Source organism: Embleya sp. NPDC001921 (assembly GCF_053594475.1).
Genome location: NZ_JBSFEO010000001.1, coordinates 121,913 through 146,249 on the forward strand (window position 1 = coordinate 121,913; position 24,337 = coordinate 146,249).

Here is a 24,337-nt window from a genome sequence, read left to right on the forward strand (position 1 = left end):
CACCGGCCCGCGGCGCGGGCCCCGCGAGGTTCCGGAGCCGGGCGCTAGGGTTCGAGCGTGCGATTGCGGATTGAGTTCTCGACCGAGCCGTTCGACCTGGACGGCGTGCCGGCCCACGCCCTGGAGGCCCGCCGGGTCCTCGACGAAGCGGGCCTCGACGTGGAGGTCGGCCCCTTCGGCACGACCGCCGAGGGCGAGGCCGACGTGGTCCTCGCCGCGCTCGACAAGGTCTACCGAGGCGCGCTCGACGTCGGCGCGACTCGGATCTCGGTACAGGTCACCACCGTGCCGACGGCGCCGGGAGGCCCCGCGTGAGCCCCGCCGAACACCCGCTGGCCGCCGCGATCAAGCCGCTGGTGACCGCGATAGGCGCGCAATTCGTCACCCCGGACGAGGCCGGCCCCGAGGACGTCGTGCTGGACTGGGAGGGTGCACCGGTCGTCGCAGTCCGCCTCCCCGGCCTCGGCACCGCCCTCGACCGCCTCCTCGGCGACGCGGAACGCCAGTACGGCCCGCTGGCCGACCTCGACCGCGAGGCCAAGCAGCGCGTGGTCCGCACCCTGGAGCAACGCGGCGCCTTCACCATCCGCCACGGCGTCGAGACCGTGGCCGCGGCCCTGGGCGTGAGCCGCTTCACCGTCTACAACTACCTCAACCGCGAATCCCGAGGCTGAACCCGGTCCCCTCGGCCCACCCCGCCCCGGCGCCGACTTGTGCGAGGGCGAGCGTCGCCGTGCCCCGAAACGAACCGCCTCCCCCATGCGAGCACTTCGGCGGGCCGCGTTTCCGGCGGGTCACGTCGTGTGCACCACGGTGATCGACTTCAACAAACTGTTGACGCGGGAGATTCGGAGCGCCTAGCGTTCCGGCCATCGCCGCGTCGGGGTATTCGCTCGGACGCGGCGCACGGCTCTGGACGGGCACGCCCGCCGAGTGAGGAGGTTCCTGACATGTCATCAGCGCCAGGACTCGACAGATTCGACACCGCGTCCGCCGAAGAGGCGATCCGACTGCTCGGTGAGGTCTGCGCGAGCCGTGCCTGGATCGGCGCGCTGCTCGCGGCCCGGCCCTACGGCGACCCGGAGAAGTTGTACGCGAGATCCGACGAGGCGGTGGCGATCCTGACCGCCGACGATCTCCGGGAGGCGATCGACGGTCATGCCGTGATCGGCCGCCCGCGCCACGACGATCCGCAGTCGACGCGCGAGCAGTCCGGGGTGCACCGGGCGGGTGACGCGGTGTTGGCGGACCTGCGGGCCGGGAACATCGCGTACGAACAGCGGTTCGGCCGGGTCTTCCTGATCTGCGCGAGCGGTCGCAGCGCCGCGGAGATGCTCGCCGAACTGCGGCACCGACTCGACAACGACCCGGCGTCCGAGTGGGAGGTCACCCGCGAGGAGCTGCGGAAGATCAACCGCCTGCGCCTGGAAGGGCTGATCTCCGCGTGATCTCCACCCACATCCTGGACACCAGCGAGGGCCGGCCGGCGCCGGACGTGCCGGTCGAGTTGTCCCGACGCGCGGCCGACGGGACGTGGACCGTACTGGGCGGTTCGGCGACCGACGCCGACGGACGCTGCCCGGATCTGCCGCCGCTGGGCGTGGATCCCGCCGCCGGCCCGGTCGACGTACGACTGGTCTTCGACGTCGCCGCGTACCGCCGCGCCCGCGGCGAGACGCCGTTCTTCCCCGAGGTCCAGGTGGTCTTCACCGCCGACCCCGCGGCGCATTACCACGTACCGCTTTTGCTCAACCCGTACGGATATTCCGTCTATCGAGGGAGCTGACAGGCATGCCGATGGTGCTCGGCCAGAATCAGTACGGAAAGGCGGAGACCCGCGTGGTCCGGGTCCGCCGCGACACCGAACGGCACGAGGTCAAGGACCTCAACGTCAGCGTCGCGCTGTCGGGCGAGTTGTCCGACACCCACTTCACCGGCGGCAACGGCAACGTGCTGCCCACGGACACCATGAAGAACACCGTGTTCGCGTTCGCGCGAGAGCACGGCATCGACTCGGCCGAGGCCTACGGCATACGCCTGGCCCGGCACTTCGTCGAGTCGCAGCCCTCGATCACCCGGGCCCGGGTGCGGATCGAGGAGTATCCCTGGAACCGCATCCCCGCCGCCGAGGCGCGCAATCGCTTCGTCGGCGCGGACGAGATCCACCACTCGTTCGTCCGGGACGGCGGCGAGACCCGGACCACCGAGATCGTCTGGGAGCACGGCCGGGTCCGGGTGATCTCCGGACTCAAGGACCTGGTCGTGATGAACACGACGGCCTCCGAGTTCTGGGGCTACATCAAGGATCGGTACACCACCCTCCAGGAGGCGTACGACCGGATCCTGGCCACCCAGGTCACCGCGCTCTGGCGGTTCTCCTTCGACGCGGCCGACGGCGCGAGCGAGCCGAACTGGGAGCGCTCGTACGCCCAGGTGCGCCGGCACCTGCTGGAGGCCTTCGCCGAGACGTACTCCTACTCGCTCCAGCAGTCGCTGTACGCGATGGCGAACCGGGTGCTGACCCATCGACACGAGGTGGACGAGGTTCGGCTGTCGCTGCCGAACAAGCACCACTTCCAGGTCGACATGGACCCGATGGGCGTCAAGAACGAGAAGGAGGTGTACTACGCCGCCGACCGGCCCTACGGTTTGATCGAGGGCACCGTGCACCGCGAGGGTGTCGTTCCGCTGATTCCGGTGGACTGACCTCGATCGTCGGGCATAACCCCCGGAGGATTCTTCATCCGCCGTCCCGCCTCCGGGGCCCGCACGCAGGACCAGACGGCGGTTCGTTCGCACATTGGACCGCTGCCGCAAGGGACTGCCCATGTCTGTAGGAAACTCCGCGCACGACCCCGCCGGCTCCGCCCCCTCCGCGGCGGGCTCCGCCCGCGCCGCCGGTTCCGGGCGCGTCGTGATCGAGAACTGCGCGATCGCGACCGTCGACGCGCGGGACACCGAGTACGCCTCGGGCCACGTCGTGGTCGCGGGCAACCGGATCGAGTCGGTCGGCGCGGGCGCCGCCCCGGCCGGCCTGGAACACGTCGTCCGCCGGATCGACGGCACGGGCCACCTGGTCACCCCGGGGCTGGTCAACACGCACCACCACTTCTACCAGTGGATCACCCGCGGCCTGGCCCAGGAATGCAACCTCTTCGACTGGCTCGTGGCGCTCTACCCCACCTGGGCGAAGATCGACGACGAGATGTGTTACGCCGCCGCGCAGGGCTCGGCCGCCGCGCTGCTGCGCTCGGGGTGCACCACCTCCACCGACCACGCGTACGTCTTTCCCAAGGACGGCGGCGACATCCTGGGCGCGGAGATCCGCGCGCTGGCCGAACTGGGCATGCGCTTCCAGCCCACCCGGGGCTCGATGGACCTGGGCGAGTCGCGGGGCGGGCTGCCGCCGGACGCGTGCGTCGAGGACACCGACGCCGCGCTGGCCGCGACCGCCGAGGCGATCGACACCTGGCACGACCCGTCCTTCGACTCGATGGTGCGGATCACCGCCGCGCCCTGCTCGCCCTTCTCCGTCACTCCCGAACTCCTGCGTGGCGCGGCCGAGTTGGCCCGCGCCAAGGGCGTGCGACTGCACACTCACGGCTCGGAGACGGTGGAGGAGGAGGACTTCTGCCACGAGAAGTTCGGCCTGGGCCCCACCGACTACCTGGAAAGCGTCGGCTGGTTGGGCGAGGACGTGTGGATGGCGCACTGCGTACACATGAACGACTCGGACATCACCAAGTTCGCCGCCACCGGCACCGGCGTGGCGCACTGCCCGTCCTCCAACGCGCGCCTCGGCGCGGGCATCGCACGCGTTCCGGAGATGCTGGCCGCCGGCGTCCCGGTCGGCCTGGGTGTCGACGGCACCGCCTCCAACGAGTCGGGCGAGCTGGGTACCGAGCTGCGCAACGCGCTGCTGATCGCCCGACTGCGCCGCGGCCCGGCGGCGATGACGGCCCGCCAGTCGTTGCGGCTGGGCACGATGGGCGGCGCGAAGGTACTCGGCCGCGAACGCGAGATCGGCTCGCTGGAGCCCGGCAAGCTCGCCGACCTGGCCATGTGGCGCGTGGACGACGTCCTGCACGCGGGCATCGCCGACCCGGTCGCGGCCCTGGTCCTGGGCGCGGCGGCACCGTTGACGCTGCTGCTGGTGAACGGCCGCGAGGTGGTCGAACAGGGTCACCTGTCCCGGGTCGACGAGGAGCGGATCGCCCGCAACGTGGCCCACGCGGCGGCCCGCCTGCGCGCCGAGTAGCCGACGCAGTCCCTGACACGCCGTCACGCGGCCGAAGGTCCACCGGACTTCGGCCGCGTTTCGGCATGTCCGGGCCATCGGCCGGTCCGGGTCGATCCGCCGTGCTCCCGGTCCCGGGCGTCGCCGTCAGTCGCGCGTCGTGGTGGCCTTGGCGACCAGGGCCAGCGGTACGGTCGCGCACCGGGTGGCGGAGGCCACCGTCATGGTGCGCACCCCGGTGCGCCCGGCGATGTCGACCAGGCGCGCCGCGTCGCACAGGTGGGCCCGCGCGTGCGGGACGTCCCGGGCGCACGTGGCCGCGTCCACGAAGGCGGGCAGCCACGGTCGCCCGTCCTGCCCGTGGATGAAGACCACCGACTCGTCCTCGTCGATCGGGACCACCACGCCGCCGGCCACGATCGCGGCGAGCAGGTCGGCGGGGTCGGCGGAGTCGGTCCCGCCCTCGTCGGCGCGGTCGAGGAGGGCGGCCAGGGCCGGGTTCGCGGCAGTCATGCCATGATCATATGGGCCCCGATTGTCGGGATTCGGCACCCCGACCGACCGGGCTCCCGACGCACGCGAAGCGGGCGGGTCCGACCTGGATCGGACCCGCCCGCCATCTGCCACCCGCCGTCCCGACCCCTCGGGCGCCGGGACCGCTACGCGTCGCGCCCCAGCGTCCGCAGATACGCCCGCCAGCCGCCGAACTCGGTGATCTCCTTGTGCCCGCCCGACTCCGACTCGCCGCGGCGCAGGATCATCGAGAAGCAGGCCGAGCCGTCCTCGAGCTTGATGATCCCGAATTCCAGCTCGGCCGGCTCGGTGGGCAGCAGGTTGTCGCGCAGCACCTCGTCCGGGACCTCGTACACCTCGCCCGCGATCTGCGCCTGGCTCGCCGGATCGGGCAGCAGGCCCGGGCAGCGGTCGCCGATCGAGAAGAAGCGATAGCCGGGCGCGGTACGGGTCTTGGCGACCAGCGGCGCACCCTCCAAATGGTGGTGGAACGGACCACCCTCCATCGCCTGGCCGTTGAGGAACATCCGTGCCATGTGCTGCCTCCTGTTCGATGCCCGCGCGAGAACCGTCGGCGGCGCTCGGCGCCGCGGACGCGGGCGACGAGGTTTCGCCGTCGCCGAGGTGTCGCGAGAAGAAGATGACGAGGATGCGGAACGACCGGGCCCGCCCGATTGGACGCGCCCCACGACCGCCGGGGTGGGCCCGGCCGTTCCGCGCTTGTGGGGGATGTGCGAACGGCTCGACTCAGTCGAGGAGTTCACATCCGGGCAGGGTGAGGAAATCGACGAACTCGTCGGCGAGAGCCACCTTGAGGAACAGGTCGCGCGCGTCCGTCCAGCGGCCCGCCTCGAACCTGTCGTCGTCGATGTCCTCGCGCAGCGCGCCCAGTTCCTCGACGACCAGGCGGCGGACCAGGTCCGAGGTCACCTTGTCGCCGGTATCCGCGAGCACCACGCCGTTGTTGATCCACTGCCATACCTGGGACCGGGAGATCTCCGCGGTCGCCACGTCCTCCATCAGGCCGAAGACGGCGACCGCGCCGTATCCGCGCAGCCACGCCTCCAGGTAGCGCAGCCCGACGCCGACCGCCGCGTGCAGCCCGGCGTTGGTCGGCGACCCGTTCGCGGAGGCCACGTCCAAGAGCTGATCCGCCGTCACCTCGACGTCGTCCCGGGTGCGTTCGATCTGGTTCGGTCGGTCGCCGAGCACCGCGTCGAACGCCTCGCGGCAGACCGGCACCAGGTCCGGGTGGGCCACCCACGATCCGTCGAAGCCGTCCCCGGCCTCGCGGTCCTTGTCGTCGCGCACCTTCGCCAGCGCCGCCGCGTTGGCCGCCGCGTCGCGTCGGGAGGGGATCACCGCGGCCATCCCGCCGATCGCGTGCGCGCCGCGCCGGTGGCATGTACGCACCAGCAGGTCGGTGTACGCGCGCATGAACGGCGCGGTCATGGTGACCGCGTTGCGGTCCGGCAGCACGAACGCGTCGCCCGCGTCGCGGAAGTTCTTCACGATGCTGAACAGGTAGTCCCAGCGGCCCGCGTTCAGGCCCGACGCGTGCTCGCGCAGTTCGTAGAGGATCTCGTCCATCTCGAAGGCGGCCGTGATCGTCTCGATCAGCACGGTCGCGCGGATCGTGCCGCGCGGGATGTCCAGCAGGTCCTGCGCGTGTCGGAACACGTCGTTCCACAGCCGGGCTTCGAGGTGGCTCTCGATCTTGGGCAGGTAGAAGTAGGGGCCCAGGCCGCGGTCGAGCAGGCGGGCCGCGTTGTGGAAGAAGTAGAGCCCGAAGTCGACCAGCGCGCCGGCCGCCGGGACGCCGTCGACCAGGATGTGCCGCTCGTCCAGGTGCCAGCCGCGCGGGCGCATCACCACGGTGGCCAACTCGTCGTCGGGGCGCAGCGCGTACGTCTTGCCCTCGGCGGTGGAGAAGTCGATCCGCCGGTCGTAGGCGTCGATCAGGTTGAGCTGGTGGGCGACGACGTTGTGCCAGGTCGGCGCCGAGGCGTCCTCGAAGTCGGCGAGCCAGATCTTCGCGCCGGAGTTGAGCGCGTTGATCGTCATCTTGCGGTCGGCCGGACCGGTGATCTCCACCCGTCGGTCGCGCAGCGCGGGCGGCGCCTCGGCCACCCGCCAGTCGGCGGCGCGTACGTCGGCGGTCTCCGGCGGGAAGTCGAGCCGGCCGGTGCGGGCGATCTCCTCGCGTCGGGTCCGGCGCAGCTTCAGCAGTGCGTCGCGACGGCCGCCGAACCGGCGTTGCAGGCTCGCCACGAAGCGCAGCGCGTCGGTGGTGAGCACTTCGTCCGCTCGCGGCACGGAGCCGCCGGTCACTGTGCTGTGCTTGACCACGATGGCCGGTGCACTCATGGGTGGCTCTCCTTCGCCGTCGACGCTCTTTTGTAGAGTGGACATTAGTTTCCGGGAAACGGAAGTTCAACAACTTGTTGAATAAATTCTCGACGGAGGATCACGCCGTGGCCGCAGTCAACTCGAGCACCAACGGCACAGCCAACGGCGCGAGCGGTGGTGTCCAGTCGCTGGAACGCGCGTTCGACCTCCTCGAACTGCTCGCCGACGCCGGCGGGGTGCTGACGCTCAGCGAGCTCGCCGCGCGTTCAGGATTGCCCATGCCCACGATCCACCGCCTCGTACGCACGCTCGTCTCGCTGGGTTATCTGCGCCAGGACGCGTCGCGGCGATACACGCTCGGCCCGCGGCTGATCCGGCTGGGCGAGACCGCGGGCCGGCTGCTCGGCAGTTGGGCCCGGCCGTACCTGGCCGAACTGATGGAGACCACCGGCGAGACCGCCAACCTCGCGGTGCTGGAGGCGGGCGAGGTGGTCTACGTCGGCCAGGTGCCCAGCCGGCACTCGATGCGGATGTTCACCGAGGTCGGCCGCCGGGTCCAGCCGCACTGCACCGCGGTCGGCAAGGTCCTGCTCGCCCAACTGCCCGAGGCGGACGCCGCACGTGTCCTGGGCGGTCGGCCGCTGGCCTCGCACACCGAGCACACGGTCACCGATCCGGCCGCGCTGCTCGCCCAGTTCCCGCTGATCCGGGCGCGGGGCTACGCGGTCGACGACCAGGAGCAGGAACTGGGCGTGCGCTGTGTCGCCGTGGTGGTGCCGGGCGCGCCGACCGCGACCGCGCTGTCCGTGTCCGGACCCGAGGGCCGGATCCGGGCGATGGAGGAGCACTGGATGACCACCCGGATGCAGGAGATCGCGTCCCGCCTGGGTCAACGCCTGGGCGGCACCGAGCCGGACCCCGAGGCGACGCCCGCGCACTGAGCTGCCCGCGACGCCGAACCGGGCCGACCCGGGCCGCACGGGGCCCGCGCCCGGCCGTACCCGGGCACGCCCGACGGCGCCCGACCGCCGGGCCGCGCCTTCGGACGAATCCACCACGCCGCGCGCGGCGTCGCCGGCCGCCTCTCGTACGTTCCGCCCGTGGACCGTGGGCGGCGCGAACGGCTCTACTGACGGGCATGTCCCACCCCATCGCGCCGCCCGCTCCGCTGCTCGACCGGTTCGGTCGCGCGCACACCGACCTGCGTGTGTCCCTGACCGACCGGTGCAACCTGCGCTGCACGTACTGCATGCCCGCCGAGGGCCTGCCCTGGCTGCCCGCCGGCGAGTTGCTCACCCGGGCGGAGACCACCCGCCTGGTCCGGATCGCGGTGGACCGCCTCGGCATCCGCACCGTCCGGCTCACCGGCGGCGAGCCGCTGCTGCGGCCGGACCTGCCCGCGCTGATCGCCGACCTGGCCGGCCTGGACCGGGCCCCCGAGTTGTCGCTGACCACCAACGGCATCCGGCTGGCCGCACTGGCGCCCGCGCTGCGCGCGGCGGGACTGCGCCGGGTCAACGTCAGCCTGGACACCCTGCGGCCCGAACGGTTCGCGCTGCTCACCCGCCGGGACCGGATCCAGGACGTGTTCGCCGGACTGCGCGCGGCGCGCGCGGCCGGCCTCGCGCCGGTCAAGGTCAACACGGTGCCGGTGCGCGGGATCAACGACGACGAGATCGTGCCGATGCTCGAGTGGGCGATCGAGCACGGCTATCGGTTGCGCTTCATCGAGCAGATGCCGCTGGACCCGCAGGGCGCGTGGGATCGCGACCTGATGGTCACCGCGGCCGAGGTATTGGAGCGGCTGGCCGCGCGGTTCACACTGACCGCCGTCGCGCGCGAGGACGCGTCCGCGCCGGCCGAGGAGTGGCATGTCGACGGCACCGCCGCCACCGTCGGGGTGATCGCGAGCGTGACCCGGCCGTTCTGCGGCGCGTGCGACCGGGTCCGGCTCACCTCCGACGGACAGTTGCGCACGTGCCTGTTCGCTCGCGACGAGTCCGATCTGCGCACCCTGCTGCGCTCGGGCGCGGACGACGCCGAGATCGCCTCGGCGTGGCGGATCGCGCTGTTCGGCAAGGGCCCGGGACACGGCATCGACACGCCCGGCTTCCTCGCCCCGGACCGCCCGATGTCCGCGATCGGCGGCTGAACCGATGACCGCCGAAGCCGTACGCCGGCCGTCCTCGACCGCACCGGCCGCGCCGATCGTGCGCCTGTGCGCGATCCGCGACACCGCGCCGAGCCTCGACGAGGTGCTCGCCGCGGTCGCCCACCCGGCGGCCGGCGGCACCTCGGTGTTCGTCGGCACGGTGCGCGACCACGACGCGGGCCGCGCCGTGCGCGCGCTGTCCTACTCCGCCCATCCGCTGGCCGTCGACCGGCTCCGCGAGGCGGCCGAGCGCCTCGCCGCCGAGGACCCGGACATCCTGGCCGTCGCCGCGCTGCACCGGGTCGGCGACCTCGTGGTCGGGGACACCGCGATCGCCGTGGCGGTGGCCACCGCGCACCGCGCGCAGGCGTTCGCCGCGTGCCGTGACCTGGTCGAGCGGATCAAGCACGAGGTACCGATCTGGAAGCGGCAGACCTACGCCGACGGCGCTCGGGGCTGGGTCAACTGCGAGCACTGACCGGCCGGTTCGGCTACCCGACCGGATCCAGTCCGAGCACCGCGCCGGCCACCGCCGCCAGGGTGGGCGCCACCCCGGCGGTGTCCCGCAGATGTCGCGTGCGGGCCACGTCGTTGATCGCGGTCAGCGCCGCGTGCACCCGGATCCGGGCCTGCGCCGCGCCGTACTCCGGTCGTACCGCGCACAGCAGGTGCGCCCACTCCATGAGGTAGTCCGCCTGCGCCTGCCGGGCCCGATGCCGAGCCTGCGTCGGCAGGTGCGACACCTCCGCGAGGAGCAGGGTGACCAGGTCGCCGTAGTCGGCCGCGAACCGGATGTAGGACCACAGCAGCACGCGCAGCGCGCCCTCGTCGTCCTCGGCGCCGGCCAGCGCGCGGGTCATGTCCATCGACAACCACTCGATGCCCCGGGTCACCGCCGCCGAGAGCAGGTCCGCCTTGCTCTCGAAGTGGTTGTACACGCTGGGGCCGGCGATCCCCGCCGCCGCGCCGATGTCCTCGATGGCCACCCCGGCATACCCCTGCTCGGCGAACATCCGTACGGCCGCGCCCAACAGCGCCTCGCGCCGGGAGCGCAGCGCGATCCCGGCCGGCCGCGCCGCCGAGCGCGCGATCGGCACCAGTTCGGCGGGCCGCGCGTCGACCGCGGCCCGGCCCAACTCCACGAGCAGCCGCACGTACTCCGGACGGGGTAGCTCGATCCGGTGAAAGGAGGGGCTGAGCAGTACCCCCAAGCCGCACCACGCGAGCAGTTCGGCCTGCTCGGCCGACAACTCCGGGCGGGCGTCCCGGATCAGCTCGGCGACCACCGCGGTGACCGCGCGGATCTCGTGCCGGACCTCGGCCCGCTCGGCCGCGGGCAGCAACCGGCCCTCGCGCTGCCACAACACGCCGACCTCGCGGTGGTCGAGGGTGGCCGCGACCACCGCGCGCAGCACCGTGTCCGGGTCCTCGACCGCGCTGCGGGCCAGCGCGTCGCGCACCGGCGCGACCCCGTCGAGCACGACCCGCATGAGCAGGTGCTGCTTGCTGCGGAAGTGCCGGTACAGCGCGGAGGGCCCCATGCCCACGGCGTCGGCGATGTCGCTCATGCCCACGTCGGCATAACCCCGGCGGTAGAACAGGTCGGCCGCGGCGGCCAGGATCAGCGCGCGACGATTGCGCGGTCGCGTCCCCCGGGCGGGCGGCACGTGTCCACCGACCTTGCGCACCGCAGCCGCCATCGCGTACTTCCTTCCGGGATCCGCCCCGCGCCATTGTTCCAGCCGGCCGGTTCCCGGGGGCGTGCCTTCGACACGCCCCCGCATGGCCCGCGCGCCCCGCCGTGCCCGGCGCGTCCCCGATCGGGCCCCGATCGGGCCCCGCGTCGCGTCGGCCGGTGCACGGGGGCGCCGGCCGGCATGAGCCCGGTTACTACGCTGGGTGGCATGACGACCTCACTGATCACAGGTGCCACCTCGGGCCTCGGCGCCGCGTTCGCCCGACGGCTCGCCCACGAAGGGCACGCCCTCGTCCTGGTCGCGCGGGACGAGGAGCGATTGGCGCAGAGCGCCCGCGATCTGCGCGAGGAACACGGCGTCACGGTGGAGGTGTTGGCCGCGGATCTGTCCCTGGACGAGGGGATCGCGGCCGTCGAGGCGCGGCTGGCCGATCGGGTCACGCCGGTGGACGTGCTGGTCAACAACGCCGGCTTCGGCAACCGGGGCGGTTTCCTGGACGCCTCCACGGCGGACGAGGTGCGGATGCTCAAGGTGCACTGCGAGGCGGTGCTGCGGCTGACCACCGCGGCGAGTGCGGCGATGCGCGAGCGCGGTCGCGGCTGGGTGGTCAACGTGGCGTCCGTCGCGGCCTTCCTGCCCCGCGGCACCTACGGCGCGAGCAAGGCCTGGGTGGTCAGCTTCACCGAGGGCGCCGCCCGCGAACTGGCGGGCAGCGGTGTGCGGTTGATGGCCCTGTGTCCGGGCTTCGTACGCACCGAGTTCCACCTGCGGGCCGGGATGGGCACATCCAACATCCCCAACTGGATGTGGTTGGACGCCGATCGGGTGGTGGCCGCCGCGATCCGCGACCTCGCGGTGGGCAAGACCGTCAGCGTGCCGGATCTGCGCTACAAGGCGGTGGTCGGGCTGGCCAAGCTCACCCCGCGCGGCCTGTTCGGCAGCGTGTCCACCAGGACCGGTCGGGTGTACGGGCCGACCCGCCCGTAGCCGGCGAGCCACGCCGACCCGCCCACGACCGGCGCTCCCGCCCGGCCCGGCGCCGACCCGATCGACGCACCTCGGTGCGCGGATCACGCCGAAGGCCCCGTCGACACGGGGTCGACGGGGCCTACGGGCGCGCACCGGGCGGGGCGGTGTCACCGTCACGCCCCTCCCCCGGGCTTCCGCGAGGTTCGCTGCTCGGCGTCCGGGGACGCCGTGCCGTCAGCGCCTCGGGCGGCCCTTGGGCCGGTCGCTCTTGCCGCGACGGGCGGCCTTGGAGGGCTCGAGGGTGTCCGTCGCCTCCGCTGCCGGCGCCGCTGCGGAGTCCGCACGCTCGGCTTCGACGAACAGCGAGTTCTTGTTCTGCAGATGGGGTTTCGACTTCTGCTTGGCCATGGCCGTTTCCTCCTACGGAGAACCGATGGTCGGTCTCGTCCACTCTCACACCGTTCGTGACGGTGCGCATGTCGAGCGTCACATGCCGTGATGGCCGGGCGTCACACGCCGTGATGATCGAATTCGAATGGCAGCTCGAGATTGCTTCTACGATGCCGGAATGCTCCTTGACCAACCCGAGCGCCCACCTCGGTCCCGGCCCCGCCGTGTCAAACGGCGGATCGCCGGCCTGCTGGCCGGCCTGGGCATCGTGTTCGGCTGCGCACAGTGCCTGGCCCCGGCGGACGTCCACGACGCCACCGCGAAGTCCTCGCTCTCCAGCAGCGCGCTCAGGGCCCCCGAGCCGCCCCAGGCCGCCGCCGCGCACCCGCCGTCGGAGACGCTGGACACCCGGCGGGGCACGTCGCCGATCGACGGGCGCAGCTATATGCGCGCCCCCGGCACCCGGATCACCGTGTTCGCGCACCGGGGCGCGCCGACGGTGGCACCGGAGAACACGATGCCCTCACAGGAGGCGGCCCGGAGCGCGGGCGCGGACTGGATCGAGAACGACGTACAGCCCAGCACGGACGGCGTGCCGCACATCATGCACGACGCCACCGTGGATCGAACCACCAACGGCAAGGGCGCGATCCGCGATCTGACGTCGTCTCACCTGGCCACGCTGGACGCCGGGGCCTGGTTCAAGCCGGAGTTCGCCGGCACCCGGGTGATGACGCTGCACGAGCAGCTCACGGACCTGCGCACGCGCGGCGGGCGACTGCTCCTGGAGATCAAGAATCCGCACTCCCGCGACGAGATCGCCCGGATCGTCCAGGAGGTACGCACCGCCGGGATGGCCGGTCGCGTGTTCGTACAGAGCTTCGACCAGGAGTCGTTGCGGCTGACCCGCGAGCTCGCCCCCGAGCTGCCGCTGGGCCTGCTCAGCGATCAGCTCGACGACGATCCGGTCGCACTGGCCAAGGAGTTGCGGCTGACCTCGTACAACCCGTCGTACCACGGCCTGGCCCAACGCCCGAACGTGGTGCACGAGTTGCACGCGGCCGGGATCGCGGTGCTGGCCTGGACATCGGACGACCCGAGGGATTGGGCCGCGCTGAACGACGCGGGGGTGGACGGGATCATCACGAACCGGACGGCCGACCTGGTCGCCTGGAACGCCGCGCACACCACCAAGGACGGCGCCCGCCCCTGACCCGCCCCGCCGAAAACGGCCCGCGACCGACCCGAGGTGCCATCCCGGAGCGGTCACGGGCCTCTTCGTGGACGGGCTCGTACGTGGACGGGCCTGTACGTGGAGAGGCGTGCACGCAGAGAGGCCTGTGCTTGGACGGGCCTGTGCGTAGACGGGCCCGCGTGTGGGCCGGCTCTGCGCCGCTGGGCCTCTGCGGCAACGGACCGAACCGGCCCGGCCCGGTGTTCGCGCGGAACCCGATCGCACGTGCGCCGATCGGCTCCGGCTGTCCACGGAACCGCACCGGCAAACCCTTTACCTTGTGAGGGCAATGTGACATTTTACTGATGTGAGCGAACTCCGTCCCAGTGATGTCGTCGTCATCGGCGCGGGCGTGGTCGGCGCCGCGTGCGCCCACTACGCCGCGCGTGCCGGGCTGTCGGTCACCGTGCTCGATCGCGGCCCGGTCGCGGGCGGGACCACCGGCGCGGGCGAGGGAAACCTGCTGGTCTCGGACAAGCATCCCGGCCCGGAGCTGTCCCTGGCCCTGCTCTCGCTCCGCCTGTGGGCCGAGCTGGCAAAGGAGGGGCACGACTTCGAGTACCAGGCCAAGGGCGGCCTGATCGTCGCGCGCACCGAGGCCGAAGCGGTCGCGATGACCGCCGCGGCCGAGGCGCAACGCGCCTGCGAGGTCACCGCCCACGCCGTCGACGCCAAGGAACTGCACTCCTACGAGCCGCACTTGGCCCCAGGCCTGGCCGGCGGCACGCACTACCCGCAGGACGCGCAGGTGCAACCAGCCTTGGCTGCCGCCGCGTTGCTGCGCTCGGGCGTACGCCTGCACACCGGCGTCACGGTGACCGGCTTCCGGCGCGGGCGCGGCGATCGGGTGCTCGGCGTACGCACGTCGCACGGCGACATCGCGGCCGGTGCGGTGGTGAACGCGGCCGGCACCTGGTCCGGTGCGGTCGCCGAGCTCGCCGGGGTATCCCTGCCGATCCTGCCGCGCCGGGGATTCGTACTGGTCACCGAGCCGCTCCCGCCGATCGTGCGACACAAGGTGTACGCGGCGGCCTACACCGGGGACGTGGCCAGTGACGACGCGGACCTGGCCTCCTCGGCCGTGGTCGAGGGCACCCCGTCCGGCACCGTGCTGATCGGCGCGAGCCGCGAACGGGTGGGCTTCGACCGCTCGTTCCCGGTGCCGGTGCTGCGCCGGCTGGCCGCCCAGGCGATCGAGCTGTTCCCGATCCTGGCCGGAGTCTCGGTGCTGCGCGCCTATCGCGGGTTCCGGCCGTACTGCCCCGACCATCTGCCGGTCGTCGGCCCGGACCCGCGCGCGCCCGGCCTGCTGCACGCGTGCGGCCACGAGGGCGCGGGCGTGGGCCTGGCGCCCGCGACCGGCCTGCTCATCGCCCGAGCCCTGACCGGCGACGACTCCGAGCCCGATCCCGGAGTCGACCCCGCCCCGTTCGCCCCGACCCGCTTCGCGGAGGTGTCCTCGTGACCGGCGCATCCCGACCCACCCCGGTCCATCCGCCCGACGGGGAGCACTTCCGGCTGCGTGTGGACGGCCGGAGCATCCCGGTCGAGGCCGGTCAGACCGTCGGCGCCGCGATGCTCGCCGCCGGGATCCGGTCCTGGCGCACCACCCGGTTCGCGGGCACGCCGCGCGGGCTGTTCTGCGGCATCGGCGTGTGCTTCGACTGCCTGGTCACGGTCAACGGCACGCCGTCCCTGCGGGCCTGCCTGGTCACCGCCCGGCCCGACGACGAGGTGACCACGACATGATCCACGACCTGGTCGTCGTCGGCGCCGGCCCGGCCGGCCTGACCGCCGCCGTCACCGCCGCCCGATTCGGGCTGCGCGTCGCGGTCCTGGACGCCAACTCCCGTGCGGGCGGCCAATATCACCGACACCGCGCGGGCCGGCCGCCGGCCTGGCCGCCGCTCGCGCGCCTGCACACCGTCGAGCACCTGGCCGAACATCGCGTCTGGGCGGTGGAACGCTCGGCCGAGGGCTTCACGGTGCACGCCGTGGCCGGCGAGCGGGACACCACCCCGGTCACGGTCCTCGGCCGCCGACTGCTGCTGGCCACCGGCGCGTACGACCGGCAACTGCCCTTCCCCGGCTGGGACCTGCCCGGGGTGTTCACCGCCGGCGGCACCCAGGCCCTGATCAAGGGCAACGGCGTGGCGCCCGGTCGGCGTGCGGTGGTCGCGGGCACCGGGCCGTTCCTGCTGCCGGTCGCGGTCGCGCTGGCCGACGCGGGCGTCCGGGTGCGGGCCGTCCTGGAGGCGTCCCGGCCCACGCCGCGCGCCGCCGCGCTCGCGCCGCACAGCCCGGCCCGTGTGGTCGAGGCCGCCCGCTACGCCGCCGCGCTGGCCCGGCGGCGGATCCCCTATCGCACCGGCCGGGCCGTGATCGCCGCGCACGGCGACCGCACCGGGCTGACCTCGGTCACCGTGGCCCGGCTCGACGCGGACTGGCGCGCGCGGCCCGGCACCTCGACCGAACTGGCCTGCGACACGCTCGCGGTCGGCTACGGCTTCACCCCGCAGCTCGAATTGGCCGGCCAACTCGGCTGTGCGAGCACGCCGGAGGGTTTCGTCGCGGTGGACGCGCGGCAGACCACCGACATACCGGGCCTGTTCGCCGCCGGTGAGAGCACCGGCATCGGCGGAGTGCATCTCGCTGCGGTCGAGGGCGAGTTGGCAGCCCACGCGATGGTCGGCCGGACGCCGCCGCGCGCGCTGCTGCGCCGCCGGGCCGCGCTCACGCGCTTCGCCGCCGGGCTGCGCGCGCTCTATCCGGTCCGGCCGGGATGGTTGTCCTGGTCCAACGCGCACACCCCGATCTGCCGCTGCGAGGAGGTGCCCCGGGGCCGGATCGAGGACGCGGCCCGCCGAGGAGCCGACGACGTGCGCTCGGTCAAGCTGCTCACCCGCGCGGGAATGGGCTGGTGCCAGGGCCGGATGTGCGCCGAGGCCACCGCGTGCGTGTTGTCCGACGTGCTGGACCGACCGGTCGCCGCGCCCCCGCCCACCCGTCCGATCGGTGTGCCCATCCGTCTCGGAGACCTAGCCCAAGGAGCCCCATGAGCCCACACCCCACCACCTCGCCCCACTCCGCCCCGGACCCGGCCGACCGCAAGCCGTGGCACGGCATCGTGGTGGCCACCGCGCTGCCGCTGCGCGAGGACCTGTCCGTGGACTTCGACGCGTACGCCGAACACGTGCGGTGGCTCGTGGATTCGGGCTGCGACGGAGTCTGCCCGAACGGCTCGCTGGGCGAGTACCAATCGCTCACTCCGGACGAGCGGGCCCTTGTGGTGCGCGTCGCGGTCGAGGCGGTGGGCGGCGACCGGGTACTGCCCGGCGTCGCGGCCTACGGCGCGGCCGAGTCGCTGCGCTGGACCGAGCAGGCCGCCGAGGCGGGCGCCCGAGCGGTGATGCTGCTCCCGCCCAACAGCTACCGCGCGGACACCCGCACGGTGCTCGACCACTACCGCACCGTGGCCGGCGCCGGCCTGCCGATCGTCGCCTACAACAACCCGTTCGACACGAAGGTCGACCTGACCCCGCGACTGCTCGCGGACCTGTACGAGGAAGGCCTCGTGGTCGGCGTCAAGGAGTTCACCGGGGACGTGCGCCGGGCCTACGAGGTGGCCGAACTCGCCCCGGGTCTGGACGTGTTGATCGGCAGCGACGACGTCGCGCTGGAGTTCGGCCTGGCCGGCGCGGTGGGCTGGATCGCCGGCTACGCGAACGTCTTCCCGCGCGCGAGCGTCGAGTTGTACCGCGCGGCCGTCGGCGGCGACGTGCGCGCGGTGTTGCCGCTGTACCGACTGCTGCATCCGCTGCTTCGGCTGGACTCGCGCACCGAATTTGTGCAGTCCATCAAGTTGTCGATGGACCTCGCCGGCCTCCGGGGCGGCCCGTGCCGCCCGCCGCGGCTCCCACTACTGGCCGAACAGGAGGCCTCGGTGCGCGAGTTCACCGAGAAGGCACTCGCGGAGGGACTGACCTGATGCGCTCACGACACGTCTTCCACGCGGTCGACTCGCACACCGAGGGCATGCCGACCCGGGTGATCACCGGCGGCGTCGGGGTGATCCCCGGCGCCACGATGGCCGAGCGACGCGTGCACTTCATGGCCTATCTGGACCACCTGCGCACGCTGTTGATGTACGAGCCGCGCGGGCACGGCGCGATGAGCGGCGCGATCCTGCAACCGCCGACCCGCCCGGACGCGGACTACGGCGTGCTGTTCATCGAGGTGTCGGGCTGTCTGCCGATGTGCGGGCACGGCACGATCGGGGTGGCCACCGTGCTCGTCGAGACCGGCATGGTCGAGGTGGTCGAACCGGTCACCACGGTGCGCCTGGACACGCCCGCCGGTCTGGTGGTCGCCGAGGTCGAGGTACGCGACGGCGCGGCCCGTTCGGTGACCCTGCGCAACGTCCCCTCCTACGCGCACACCCTCGACGCGACCGTGGACGTGCCCGGGCTCGGCGCCGTCGGCTACGACATGGCGTACGGCGGCAACTTCTACGCGATCCTGCCCATCGAGAAGGTCGGTCTGCCGTTCGACCGGGCCGAGGCCGGACGCATCCTGGACACCGGGTTGGCCATCATGGCCGCGATCAACGAACAGGCCCGGCCGGTGCACCCGGAGGATCCCGAGATCGCGGGCTGCCACCACGTGCAGTTCCTCGCCCCGGGCTCGGACGCCACGCTGTCGCGCAACGCGATGGCGATCCACCCGGGTTGGTTCGACCGCTCGCCGTGCGGTACCGGAACCAGCGCGCGGATGGCCCAGTTGGCCGCGCGCGGCGAGTTGGCGGTGGGACAGCAGTTCGTCAACGAGTCGTTCATCGGGACCCGCTTCCACGGACGGATCGTGGACCGGACCGAGGTGGCCGGGTATCCGGCCGTGCTGCCGCTGATCACGGGACGGGCCTGGATCACCGCGACGGCGCAGTATCTGCTCGATCCGGAGGACCCGTTCCCGGCCGGGTTCCGCCTTTGACGAACCGGGCGAGGCCGGGCGGGACCGGGCGGGCCGGGCGGGGCTCCGGCCGGGCTCCCGCAGGGCCGGACGGAGACCCGGCGGGACCGGGCCGGCCCGGGCTGGGACCCGGGCGATGATCCTCACGCAGCGTGGTCGTCCGTACGCACAGTTCCGATCCCACCCCCAGGGTGACTGACCGTCAGTAGCATGGCGGGAGGAGGCACCATGGACACGGGACACGGAGCGCTCGCGCTGCCGTCCTTCGACGATCGGCCGATCCTGCGGGATCGGGTGGCACGAGAGCTGCGCGCGGCGTTGATCGCGGGCGAGATGCGGCCCGGCGTGGTCTATTCCGCGCCCGCGCTGGCCGCGCAGTTCGGCGTGTCACCGACGCCGGTGCGCGAGGCGATGCTCGACCTCGCCAACGAGGGACTGGTCGAGGCCGTACGCAACAAGGGCTTTCGGGTCACCGAACTCTCCGACCGCGAGTTGGACGAGTTCACCGAGGTCCGCGCGTTGATCGAGATTCCGGTGGTGGCCCGACTCGCGGGCGTGGTCACCCCGGCCCAACTGGCCGCGCTGCGCCCGGTCGCCGAGGAGATCGTCGCGGCGGCCGAGGTGAGCGATCTGATCCGGTACGTGGAGGCGGACCGTCGCTTCCACCTGTCGCTGCTCGCGCTCGCGGGCAACGAACACCTGGTGCGGGTGGTCGGCGATCTGCGCAAACGCTCGCGTCTGTACGGTCTGTCCCGACTCGCGGAGAACGGCCGACTCGTCGCGTCCGCCGCGGAACACCTCGAACTCCTGGACGCGCTCGCCACCGGCGACCCGGCCCGGGCCGAGGGTGTGATGGCGCGGCACATCGGCCATGTCCGCAACCTGTGGGCGGACCCGAACCAGCCTGGCTGAGGTCGGGACCGGGCCGAGGCCGGCTTCCCGTCCCGTGCCCGGCTCCGGCATCGGCGCCCGAGTCCTCGGACTTCGGGCGCCGAGCGCTGCCGGTCGGGGATGGGGCCGGCAACGGGTGGAAGCAGGTCAGATCTTGCCGGCGACCATGTCCATCAGCCGGTCCAGGACCGCGCCGCCGGACGCGTACGAGCCGTCGTGCTCCCACTCGTTGGTGACCCACGCGCGTACGTTGGCCACCTCGCGCGCGGTCTCCAGGGACAGGTCCGCGTCCACGTACATATCGTCGAAGTAGACCGCCGCCGCGACCGGTACCGGATTCGTCCGCAGCCGCTCGACGTCGTACAGGACCGGCCAGTCGTCGTGTCGGGCGAGCAGGTCGGCCGCCTCGCGGAACGGGCGCAGCGCGGCGATCTCCTCGAACATCCAGGGGTACATCATCTCGCCGGTGAACAGCAGCCGGTCGGCGCTCTCGGCGAACTCCGGCAATCCCGCCCGCACCTTCTCCGCGGCCCAACCGGTGGCGACCTTGCCCTGGCCGTAGATCGGCTCCTGGAGCACGGCCCACAGGGGGTTGTCGGTGAGCGCGGTGGCGTGCATCACCGCGGCGCGGAAGGTGTCCGAGACCTGGTCGCCGTCCCACGCCTCGTCCAGCATCCAGTGCACGCGCTCGTAGCCGTCGCCCATCCCGAACACGTTGCCGAGGAACTGGAGCCGGCGCGGGGTCAGTCGGTCGCCGTCGGGCAGCCGGACGTCGTGCGCGGCGAGATGGTCGGCGAGCCGACGCACCTGTTCGACGTCGTCCGGGTAGCGGGCGTAGTACTCGGCGTTCTTGTCCCGTACCCGGGGATAGGTGCGTCGATAGACGTCCTCCGCGGTCACGTCCAGGCCGATCAGCCCACCGGTGACATAACAGGACTTCAGCCCCTCGGGCGCCGTGGAGAGGTAGGCGAGGGTGATGAAGCCGCCGTAGCTCTGCCCGAGCGTCTCCCACGGCTCGTCGCCGCACAACCGCCTGCGGATCAGCTCGGCGTCGGCGACGATCGAGTCGGCGCGCATGTGCCGCAGCAGCGAGGCGAGTTCCTCGGGCGCGGTACGGGCGGCCAGGCTCGGCGTGATCGGCGTGCTGCGGCCGGTGCCGCGCTGGTCGAGGAGCAGGACGCGGTGCGTGCGCAGCGCGCGCTGGAGCCAGCCGGCGGGGCGATTGGGCCGGGCCGATTTGCCGCCCGGGCCGCCTTGGAGGAAGCACAACCACGGCCGCTTCTTGTCGACGGCGGTGGGATCGACCACCTCGCGTGCGAAGACCTCGATGGTGGGCCCGTCCGGACGGGAGTGGTCGAGCGGGACGGTGAAGGTGTGATCGGTGAGGGCCATCCCCGGGATCCGGGTGATGCGGGTCATGCGGATTCCTCTCCAGCCTCTTGTCCGTGTCGTATGCGATGCGGAGCACTTTAGTGCCGTGTGACATTTCACAGGAGGGATGGGGTTCTTGTCTCGCTTCCCGGCGAGGCAATGTGCGGCACGATCCCGGGCCGGGCGTACACGGGTGGGTCTGCCCCGATGTCGGGCGGTCGACTCGTTCGGTACGTTCGGACGGTTCGGCTTGTTCGGCGGGCTCGGCCTCTTCGATGGGTGCCTCTTCGATGGGTACCTCTTCGATGGTTCGGGCCGTTCGGGTCGCTCGGCCGGTTCGGCTCTTCCGCGTGCTCGCTCGGTGCGGGATCGTTCGTCATCGGGTCCGCGCGAGGATTCTCCGTTCGGCGAGGCGAAAGGTGGCAGTCGTGGCCGATGGTCCCAACGTTGCCGGTGGTCCGTTTTCCGCGTTCCGGGACTCGATCTACCTCGACGGCCTGTTGACCGGGGAGACCCCCGCGTACCCGATCGACGCGTCCGAGCTCGAGGCCGCCGCCGGGGAGCGGCTCGAACCGGGTCCGCGCGGATACGTCCTGGGCGGTGCCGGCGGCGGGGCGACGATGCGGGCCAACCGGGCGGCGTTCGAGCGGCGTCGGATCGTCCCGCGCATGCTGCGCGACGTGGGTGGGCGTGACCTGTCCCGCTCCGTGCTGGGCACCGACCTGCCCGCTCCGGTACTGCTCGGACCGGTCGGCGTGCAGTCCATCGTGCACCCGGAGGGCGAGTTGGCGACCGCGCGCGCGGCCGCCGGGCTGGGGCTGCCGATGGTGGCGAGTACCGCGTCGTCGTACACGCTGGAGGAGATCGCCGCCGCCTCCGGTCCGGGTCCGCGCTGGTTCCAGCTCTACTGGCCGCGCGACAACGACGTGACCGTCAGCCTGCTCGCCCGAGCCCGGGCGGCCGGGTACACCACGCTCGTGGTCACCCTGGACACGTGGTTCCTGGGCTGGCGGCCGAGCGACCTGGACCGGGCGTACCTGCCCTTCCTGCGGCAGGTCGGGATCGCGAACTACCTGAGCGATCCGGCCTTCCTGGCCGGTCTCAGCAAGCCGATCGCCGAGGATCCGACGGCGGCGATCGCGCACTGGGCGGGGATGTTCTCCGACCCGACCAAGACCTGGGACGACCTGGCGTTCCTGCGCGAGAACTGGATCGGTCCGATCGTGCTCAAGGGCATCCTGCATCCGGACGACGCGCGCCGAGCCCGCGACACCGGCCTGGACGGGATCGTGGTGAGCAATCACGGCGGACGCCAACTCGACGGCGCCATCGGCGCGTTGGATGCGCTGCCGGGTGTGGCCGAGGCGGTCGACGGGGAGCTGACGGTGCTCTTCGACAGCGGGGTGCGTACCGGCGCCGACGTACTCAAGGCCCTTGCCCTCGGTGCCCGCTCGGTCCTGGTCGGTCGGCCGTACGTGTACGGCCTGGCGCTGGGCGGCGAGGCGGGCGTCCGGCACGTACTGCGCTGCCTGCTGGCCGAGTTCGATCTGTCCATGGCGCTGTCCGGGCACGCGGGGCTGGACGGGCTGGACGCGTCGGCGCTGGCCTCGGATTGACCTCGGGCCGCCCCGGGCGGGCCGAGGACCGGCGCCGACGAACCCCGGACCGGCTTCGGGCCGACCCCGGCGGCCGGGTCGGTCGCATTCGCGCTGACGGCTGCTCGATATGGTCCTGTTTGCCTGGTTGATTCGGATACTCTCCGCGCATGATCACGCCCGGAACGAGAGGACCCACCTCGTGAGCGATCCCGCGCGTCCCGCCGCCGGCCCGCACGCCATCCTGCGCCGGATGGCCTCGCGCGACACGACGGAGCCGCACCGCGCGTCGACCCCGCTCGAGTTGTTCTTCGATCTGACCTTCGTGGTCGCGGTGGCCCAGGCCGGCAGTCGGCTCGTGCACTCGCTGGCCGACGGGCACCCCGGACACGGGATCCTCGGATACCTGTTCGTGTTCTTCGCGATCTGGTGGGCGTGGGTCAACTTCACCTGGTTCGCTTCCGCGTACGACTGCGACGACCCGCTGTACCGGGTCGCCACACTCGTACAGATCACCGGCGTCCTGGTCCTGGCCGCCGGAGTGCCGCGCGCGTTCGACGACAGCGACTACACGGTCGCCATCGTCGGGTACCTGATCATGCGCGTCGCGCTGACCTTCCAGTGGCTGCGGGCGGCCCACGACGAGACCGACCCGGCGGCCCGACGCACCGCGCTGCGCTACGCGGCGGGGCTGGTGCTGGTGCAGATCGGCTGGGTGGTGCTGCTGCTGCTCCCGGACGCCGCGTGGAAGTGGGGCTTCGTGCCGCTGGCGATCGCCGAGCCGGCGGTACCGGCGATCGCCGAACGCGACCACACCACCACCTGGCATCCGCATCACATCGCCGAGCGCTACGGGCTGTTCACCATCATCATGCTCGGCGAGAGCGTCTCCGCCGCGACCATCGCGATCCAGACGGCGCTCGACGACGAGGCCGCGCTGGACGAACTGCTGCCGATCGCCGCCGGCGGGCTGCTGATCGTGTTCGCGGCGTACTGGATCTACTTCGCGGTGCCGATCCACGACTTCCTCGCGTCCAATCGCCAGGCCTTCCTGTGGGGGTACGGCCACTACGTGATCTTCGGTTCGGCGGCGTCGATCGGCGCGGGCCTGGAGGTCGCGGTCGAACAGGCGGTGGGCGAGGCGCACATCTCCCGGATGGCCGCGTCGGCGAGTGTGACGATCCCGACCGCGCTGTTCCTGCTGGCCACGTACGCGCTGCATTCGCGCCATCACAAGAACGGCCTCGCCCAGCAGTCGCTGCTGCCGACGGCCGCCGTGCTGGTCCTGCTCTGCACGTTCCTGGGCGCGGCGGCGGTACCGACGGCCGGTGCGGTGGCGGCCTTGACCGTGGCGATGGGGATCGTGCTGTCGGCGCGGCAGGGCGAGGCGGACGTACGGCCGAGCACCGGGCGCCAGGGCGAGGGGTGAGGCGGCCCCCGGCGGGTGGCGGGTGCGGCCGGGTCAGCCGGCCGTCAGGCGCCGGGCGGGGCCCTGGGGTTCGGGTGGGAGGAGCGGGCCGCCCCGCCATTGTTGGAATATCAGCATGGTGTGCACCTGGGTCACCTCGGTGCGTGCGGTGAAGCCGTCCACCACCAGCCGTTGCAGTCCGGTCGCGTCGGCGACCGCGACGTGCACGAGGAAGTCGTCGGGTCCGGCCAGGTGGTAGAGCGCGCGGGTCTCCGGCAGCTTCAGCACGTGCCCCACGAACGGGTTGAGCACCACCCGGTGGTGCGGCCGTACTCGAACCGCGAGCATCGCCTGCAACGGCCGACCGAGCGCCGCCGCGTCGACCTCCACCGTCGCTCCCTTCACCACCCCGGCCGAGCGCAGCCGGGCAACCCGGTCCAGGCACGTCGACGGCGCGATCCCGACCTCGGCGGCGAGCGCCTTGTTACTGATCCGGGCATCGTTCTGGAGAGACCGGAGAATTCCGAGATCGATCGGATCGAGGGCGATGGATTGGCTCATCG

At 72.3% G+C, this 24,337-nt stretch carries 26 protein-coding genes; 19 read left to right on the forward strand and 7 right to left on the reverse strand.

The window, feature by feature from the left end; all coding sequences use genetic code 11:
* Positions 1-57: 57 nt before the first annotated feature.
* The 6 genes from ACWCPW_RS00500 (at position 58) to ACWCPW_RS00525 (ending at position 4,258) form a co-directional block, all read left to right on the forward strand.
* Positions 58-315 carry a thiamine-binding protein gene (locus ACWCPW_RS00500; RefSeq protein WP_449759365.1) on the forward strand — a complete coding sequence of 86 codons (258 nt, stop codon included), beginning with the start codon at positions 58-60 and terminating at the stop codon, positions 313-315.
* Positions 312-674, forward strand: coding sequence for a helix-turn-helix domain-containing protein (locus tag ACWCPW_RS00505; protein ID WP_449759366.1), 363 nt, complete (start codon positions 312-314; stop codon positions 672-674). The genes ACWCPW_RS00500 and ACWCPW_RS00505 overlap by 4 nt, the downstream gene beginning before the upstream one ends.
* Positions 675-950: 276 nt before the next feature.
* Entirely contained in the window at positions 951-1,448 is a 498-nt protein-coding gene (gene uraD / locus ACWCPW_RS00510; RefSeq protein WP_449759367.1) for a 2-oxo-4-hydroxy-4-carboxy-5-ureidoimidazoline decarboxylase, read from the forward strand.
* Positions 1,445-1,786, forward strand: coding sequence for a hydroxyisourate hydrolase (gene uraH / locus ACWCPW_RS00515; protein ID WP_449759368.1), 342 nt, complete (start codon positions 1,445-1,447; stop codon positions 1,784-1,786). The genes uraD and uraH overlap by 4 nt, the downstream gene beginning before the upstream one ends.
* A gap of 5 nt (positions 1,787-1,791) precedes the next feature.
* Complete coding sequence (gene pucL, locus ACWCPW_RS00520; RefSeq protein WP_449759369.1) at positions 1,792-2,706, forward strand: factor-independent urate hydroxylase; 915 nt, start codon at positions 1,792-1,794, stop codon at positions 2,704-2,706.
* A 121-nt stretch (positions 2,707-2,827) separates the two neighbouring features.
* Positions 2,828-4,258 carry an 8-oxoguanine deaminase gene (locus tag ACWCPW_RS00525; protein WP_449759370.1) on the forward strand — a complete coding sequence of 477 codons (1,431 nt, stop codon included), beginning with the start codon at positions 2,828-2,830 and terminating at the stop codon, positions 4,256-4,258.
* A gap of 126 nt (positions 4,259-4,384) precedes the next feature.
* Here ACWCPW_RS00525 and ACWCPW_RS00530 read toward each other — a convergent pair whose 3' ends face one another.
* From ACWCPW_RS00530 to aceB, 3 genes are all read right to left on the reverse strand, one after another.
* Positions 4,385-4,750, reverse strand: coding sequence for an SseB family protein (locus ACWCPW_RS00530; protein WP_449759371.1), 366 nt, complete (start codon positions 4,748-4,750; stop codon positions 4,385-4,387).
* Positions 4,751-4,896: 146 nt separating this feature from the next.
* The gene (locus ACWCPW_RS00535; protein ID WP_449759372.1) at positions 4,897-5,286 is read right to left on the reverse strand and encodes an allophanate hydrolase-related protein; all 390 of its coding nucleotides are present in this window, start codon (positions 5,284-5,286) and stop codon (positions 4,897-4,899) included.
* A 211-nt stretch (positions 5,287-5,497) separates the two neighbouring features.
* Complete coding sequence (gene aceB / locus ACWCPW_RS00540) at positions 5,498-7,117, reverse strand: malate synthase A (RefSeq protein WP_449759373.1); 1,620 nt, start codon at positions 7,115-7,117, stop codon at positions 5,498-5,500.
* Positions 7,118-7,224: 107 nt separating this feature from the next.
* On the opposite strand from aceB, the gene ACWCPW_RS00545 reads away from it, so the two are divergent.
* From ACWCPW_RS00545 to ACWCPW_RS00555, 3 genes are all read left to right on the forward strand, one after another.
* The gene (locus ACWCPW_RS00545) at positions 7,225-8,040 is read left to right on the forward strand and encodes an IclR family transcriptional regulator (protein WP_449759374.1); all 816 of its coding nucleotides are present in this window, start codon (positions 7,225-7,227) and stop codon (positions 8,038-8,040) included.
* A 197-nt stretch (positions 8,041-8,237) separates the two neighbouring features.
* Positions 8,238-9,251 carry a GTP 3',8-cyclase MoaA gene (gene moaA, locus ACWCPW_RS00550; protein WP_449759375.1) on the forward strand — a complete coding sequence of 338 codons (1,014 nt, stop codon included), beginning with the start codon at positions 8,238-8,240 and terminating at the stop codon, positions 9,249-9,251.
* A 4-nt stretch (positions 9,252-9,255) separates the two neighbouring features.
* The gene (locus ACWCPW_RS00555) at positions 9,256-9,729 is read left to right on the forward strand and encodes a molybdenum cofactor biosynthesis protein MoaE (RefSeq protein ID WP_449759376.1); all 474 of its coding nucleotides are present in this window, start codon (positions 9,256-9,258) and stop codon (positions 9,727-9,729) included.
* Positions 9,730-9,742: 13 nt separating this feature from the next.
* Here ACWCPW_RS00555 and ACWCPW_RS00560 read toward each other — a convergent pair whose 3' ends face one another.
* Entirely contained in the window at positions 9,743-10,951 is a 1,209-nt protein-coding gene (locus ACWCPW_RS00560; protein WP_449759377.1) for a TetR/AcrR family transcriptional regulator, read from the reverse strand.
* A gap of 204 nt (positions 10,952-11,155) precedes the next feature.
* Here ACWCPW_RS00560 and ACWCPW_RS00565 point away from each other — a divergent pair, with 204 nt between their 5' ends.
* Positions 11,156-11,935, forward strand: a complete 780-nt coding sequence (locus ACWCPW_RS00565) for an SDR family NAD(P)-dependent oxidoreductase (RefSeq protein WP_449759378.1) — start codon at positions 11,156-11,158, stop codon at positions 11,933-11,935.
* A 216-nt stretch (positions 11,936-12,151) separates the two neighbouring features.
* Here the strand turns inward: ACWCPW_RS00565 and ACWCPW_RS00570 are convergent, their stop codons facing one another.
* Positions 12,152-12,325 (reverse strand): hypothetical protein, encoded by a 174-nt coding sequence (locus tag ACWCPW_RS00570; RefSeq protein WP_449759379.1) that lies wholly within the window; start codon positions 12,323-12,325, stop codon positions 12,152-12,154.
* A gap of 160 nt (positions 12,326-12,485) precedes the next feature.
* Here ACWCPW_RS00570 and ACWCPW_RS00575 point away from each other — a divergent pair, with 160 nt between their 5' ends.
* The 7 genes from ACWCPW_RS00575 (at position 12,486) to ACWCPW_RS00605 (ending at position 19,421) form a co-directional block, all read left to right on the forward strand.
* Complete coding sequence (locus tag ACWCPW_RS00575; RefSeq protein WP_449759380.1) at positions 12,486-13,520, forward strand: glycerophosphodiester phosphodiesterase; 1,035 nt, start codon at positions 12,486-12,488, stop codon at positions 13,518-13,520.
* Between the two features lie 328 nt (positions 13,521-13,848).
* Positions 13,849-15,006, forward strand: a complete 1,158-nt coding sequence (locus ACWCPW_RS00580) for an NAD(P)/FAD-dependent oxidoreductase (protein WP_449759381.1) — start codon at positions 13,849-13,851, stop codon at positions 15,004-15,006.
* Positions 15,003-15,290, forward strand: coding sequence for a (2Fe-2S)-binding protein (locus ACWCPW_RS00585; protein ID WP_449759382.1), 288 nt, complete (start codon positions 15,003-15,005; stop codon positions 15,288-15,290). The genes ACWCPW_RS00580 and ACWCPW_RS00585 overlap by 4 nt, the downstream gene beginning before the upstream one ends.
* Entirely contained in the window at positions 15,287-16,600 is a 1,314-nt protein-coding gene (locus ACWCPW_RS00590) for an FAD-dependent oxidoreductase (protein ID WP_449759383.1), read from the forward strand. Before ACWCPW_RS00585 ends, ACWCPW_RS00590 begins: the two co-directional genes overlap by 4 nt.
* Positions 16,597-17,529 (forward strand): dihydrodipicolinate synthase family protein, encoded by a 933-nt coding sequence (locus ACWCPW_RS00595; RefSeq protein ID WP_449759384.1) that lies wholly within the window; start codon positions 16,597-16,599, stop codon positions 17,527-17,529. Before ACWCPW_RS00590 ends, ACWCPW_RS00595 begins: the two co-directional genes overlap by 4 nt.
* Positions 17,529-18,530 carry a proline racemase family protein gene (locus tag ACWCPW_RS00600; protein ID WP_449759385.1) on the forward strand — a complete coding sequence of 334 codons (1,002 nt, stop codon included), beginning with the start codon at positions 17,529-17,531 and terminating at the stop codon, positions 18,528-18,530. The genes ACWCPW_RS00595 and ACWCPW_RS00600 overlap by 1 nt, the downstream gene beginning before the upstream one ends.
* 207 nt (positions 18,531-18,737) lie before the next feature.
* Positions 18,738-19,421, forward strand: coding sequence for a GntR family transcriptional regulator (locus ACWCPW_RS00605; RefSeq protein ID WP_449759386.1), 684 nt, complete (start codon positions 18,738-18,740; stop codon positions 19,419-19,421).
* A gap of 126 nt (positions 19,422-19,547) precedes the next feature.
* Here ACWCPW_RS00605 and ACWCPW_RS00610 read toward each other — a convergent pair whose 3' ends face one another.
* Entirely contained in the window at positions 19,548-20,819 is a 1,272-nt protein-coding gene (locus tag ACWCPW_RS00610; protein WP_449759387.1) for an alpha/beta fold hydrolase, read from the reverse strand.
* Between the two features lie 380 nt (positions 20,820-21,199).
* Between ACWCPW_RS00610 and ACWCPW_RS00615 the strand changes: the two genes are divergently transcribed.
* Both ACWCPW_RS00615 and ACWCPW_RS00620 read left to right on the forward strand, forming a co-directional pair.
* The gene (locus ACWCPW_RS00615; protein WP_449759388.1) at positions 21,200-22,387 is read left to right on the forward strand and encodes a lactate 2-monooxygenase; all 1,188 of its coding nucleotides are present in this window, start codon (positions 21,200-21,202) and stop codon (positions 22,385-22,387) included.
* A gap of 232 nt (positions 22,388-22,619) precedes the next feature.
* Positions 22,620-23,795, forward strand: a complete 1,176-nt coding sequence (locus ACWCPW_RS00620) for a low temperature requirement protein A (RefSeq protein ID WP_449759581.1) — start codon at positions 22,620-22,622, stop codon at positions 23,793-23,795.
* A 33-nt stretch (positions 23,796-23,828) separates the two neighbouring features.
* Here ACWCPW_RS00620 and ACWCPW_RS00625 read toward each other — a convergent pair whose 3' ends face one another.
* The gene (locus ACWCPW_RS00625) at positions 23,829-24,335 is read right to left on the reverse strand and encodes an Lrp/AsnC family transcriptional regulator (protein WP_449759389.1); all 507 of its coding nucleotides are present in this window, start codon (positions 24,333-24,335) and stop codon (positions 23,829-23,831) included.
* Positions 24,336-24,337 lie beyond the last annotated feature (2 nt).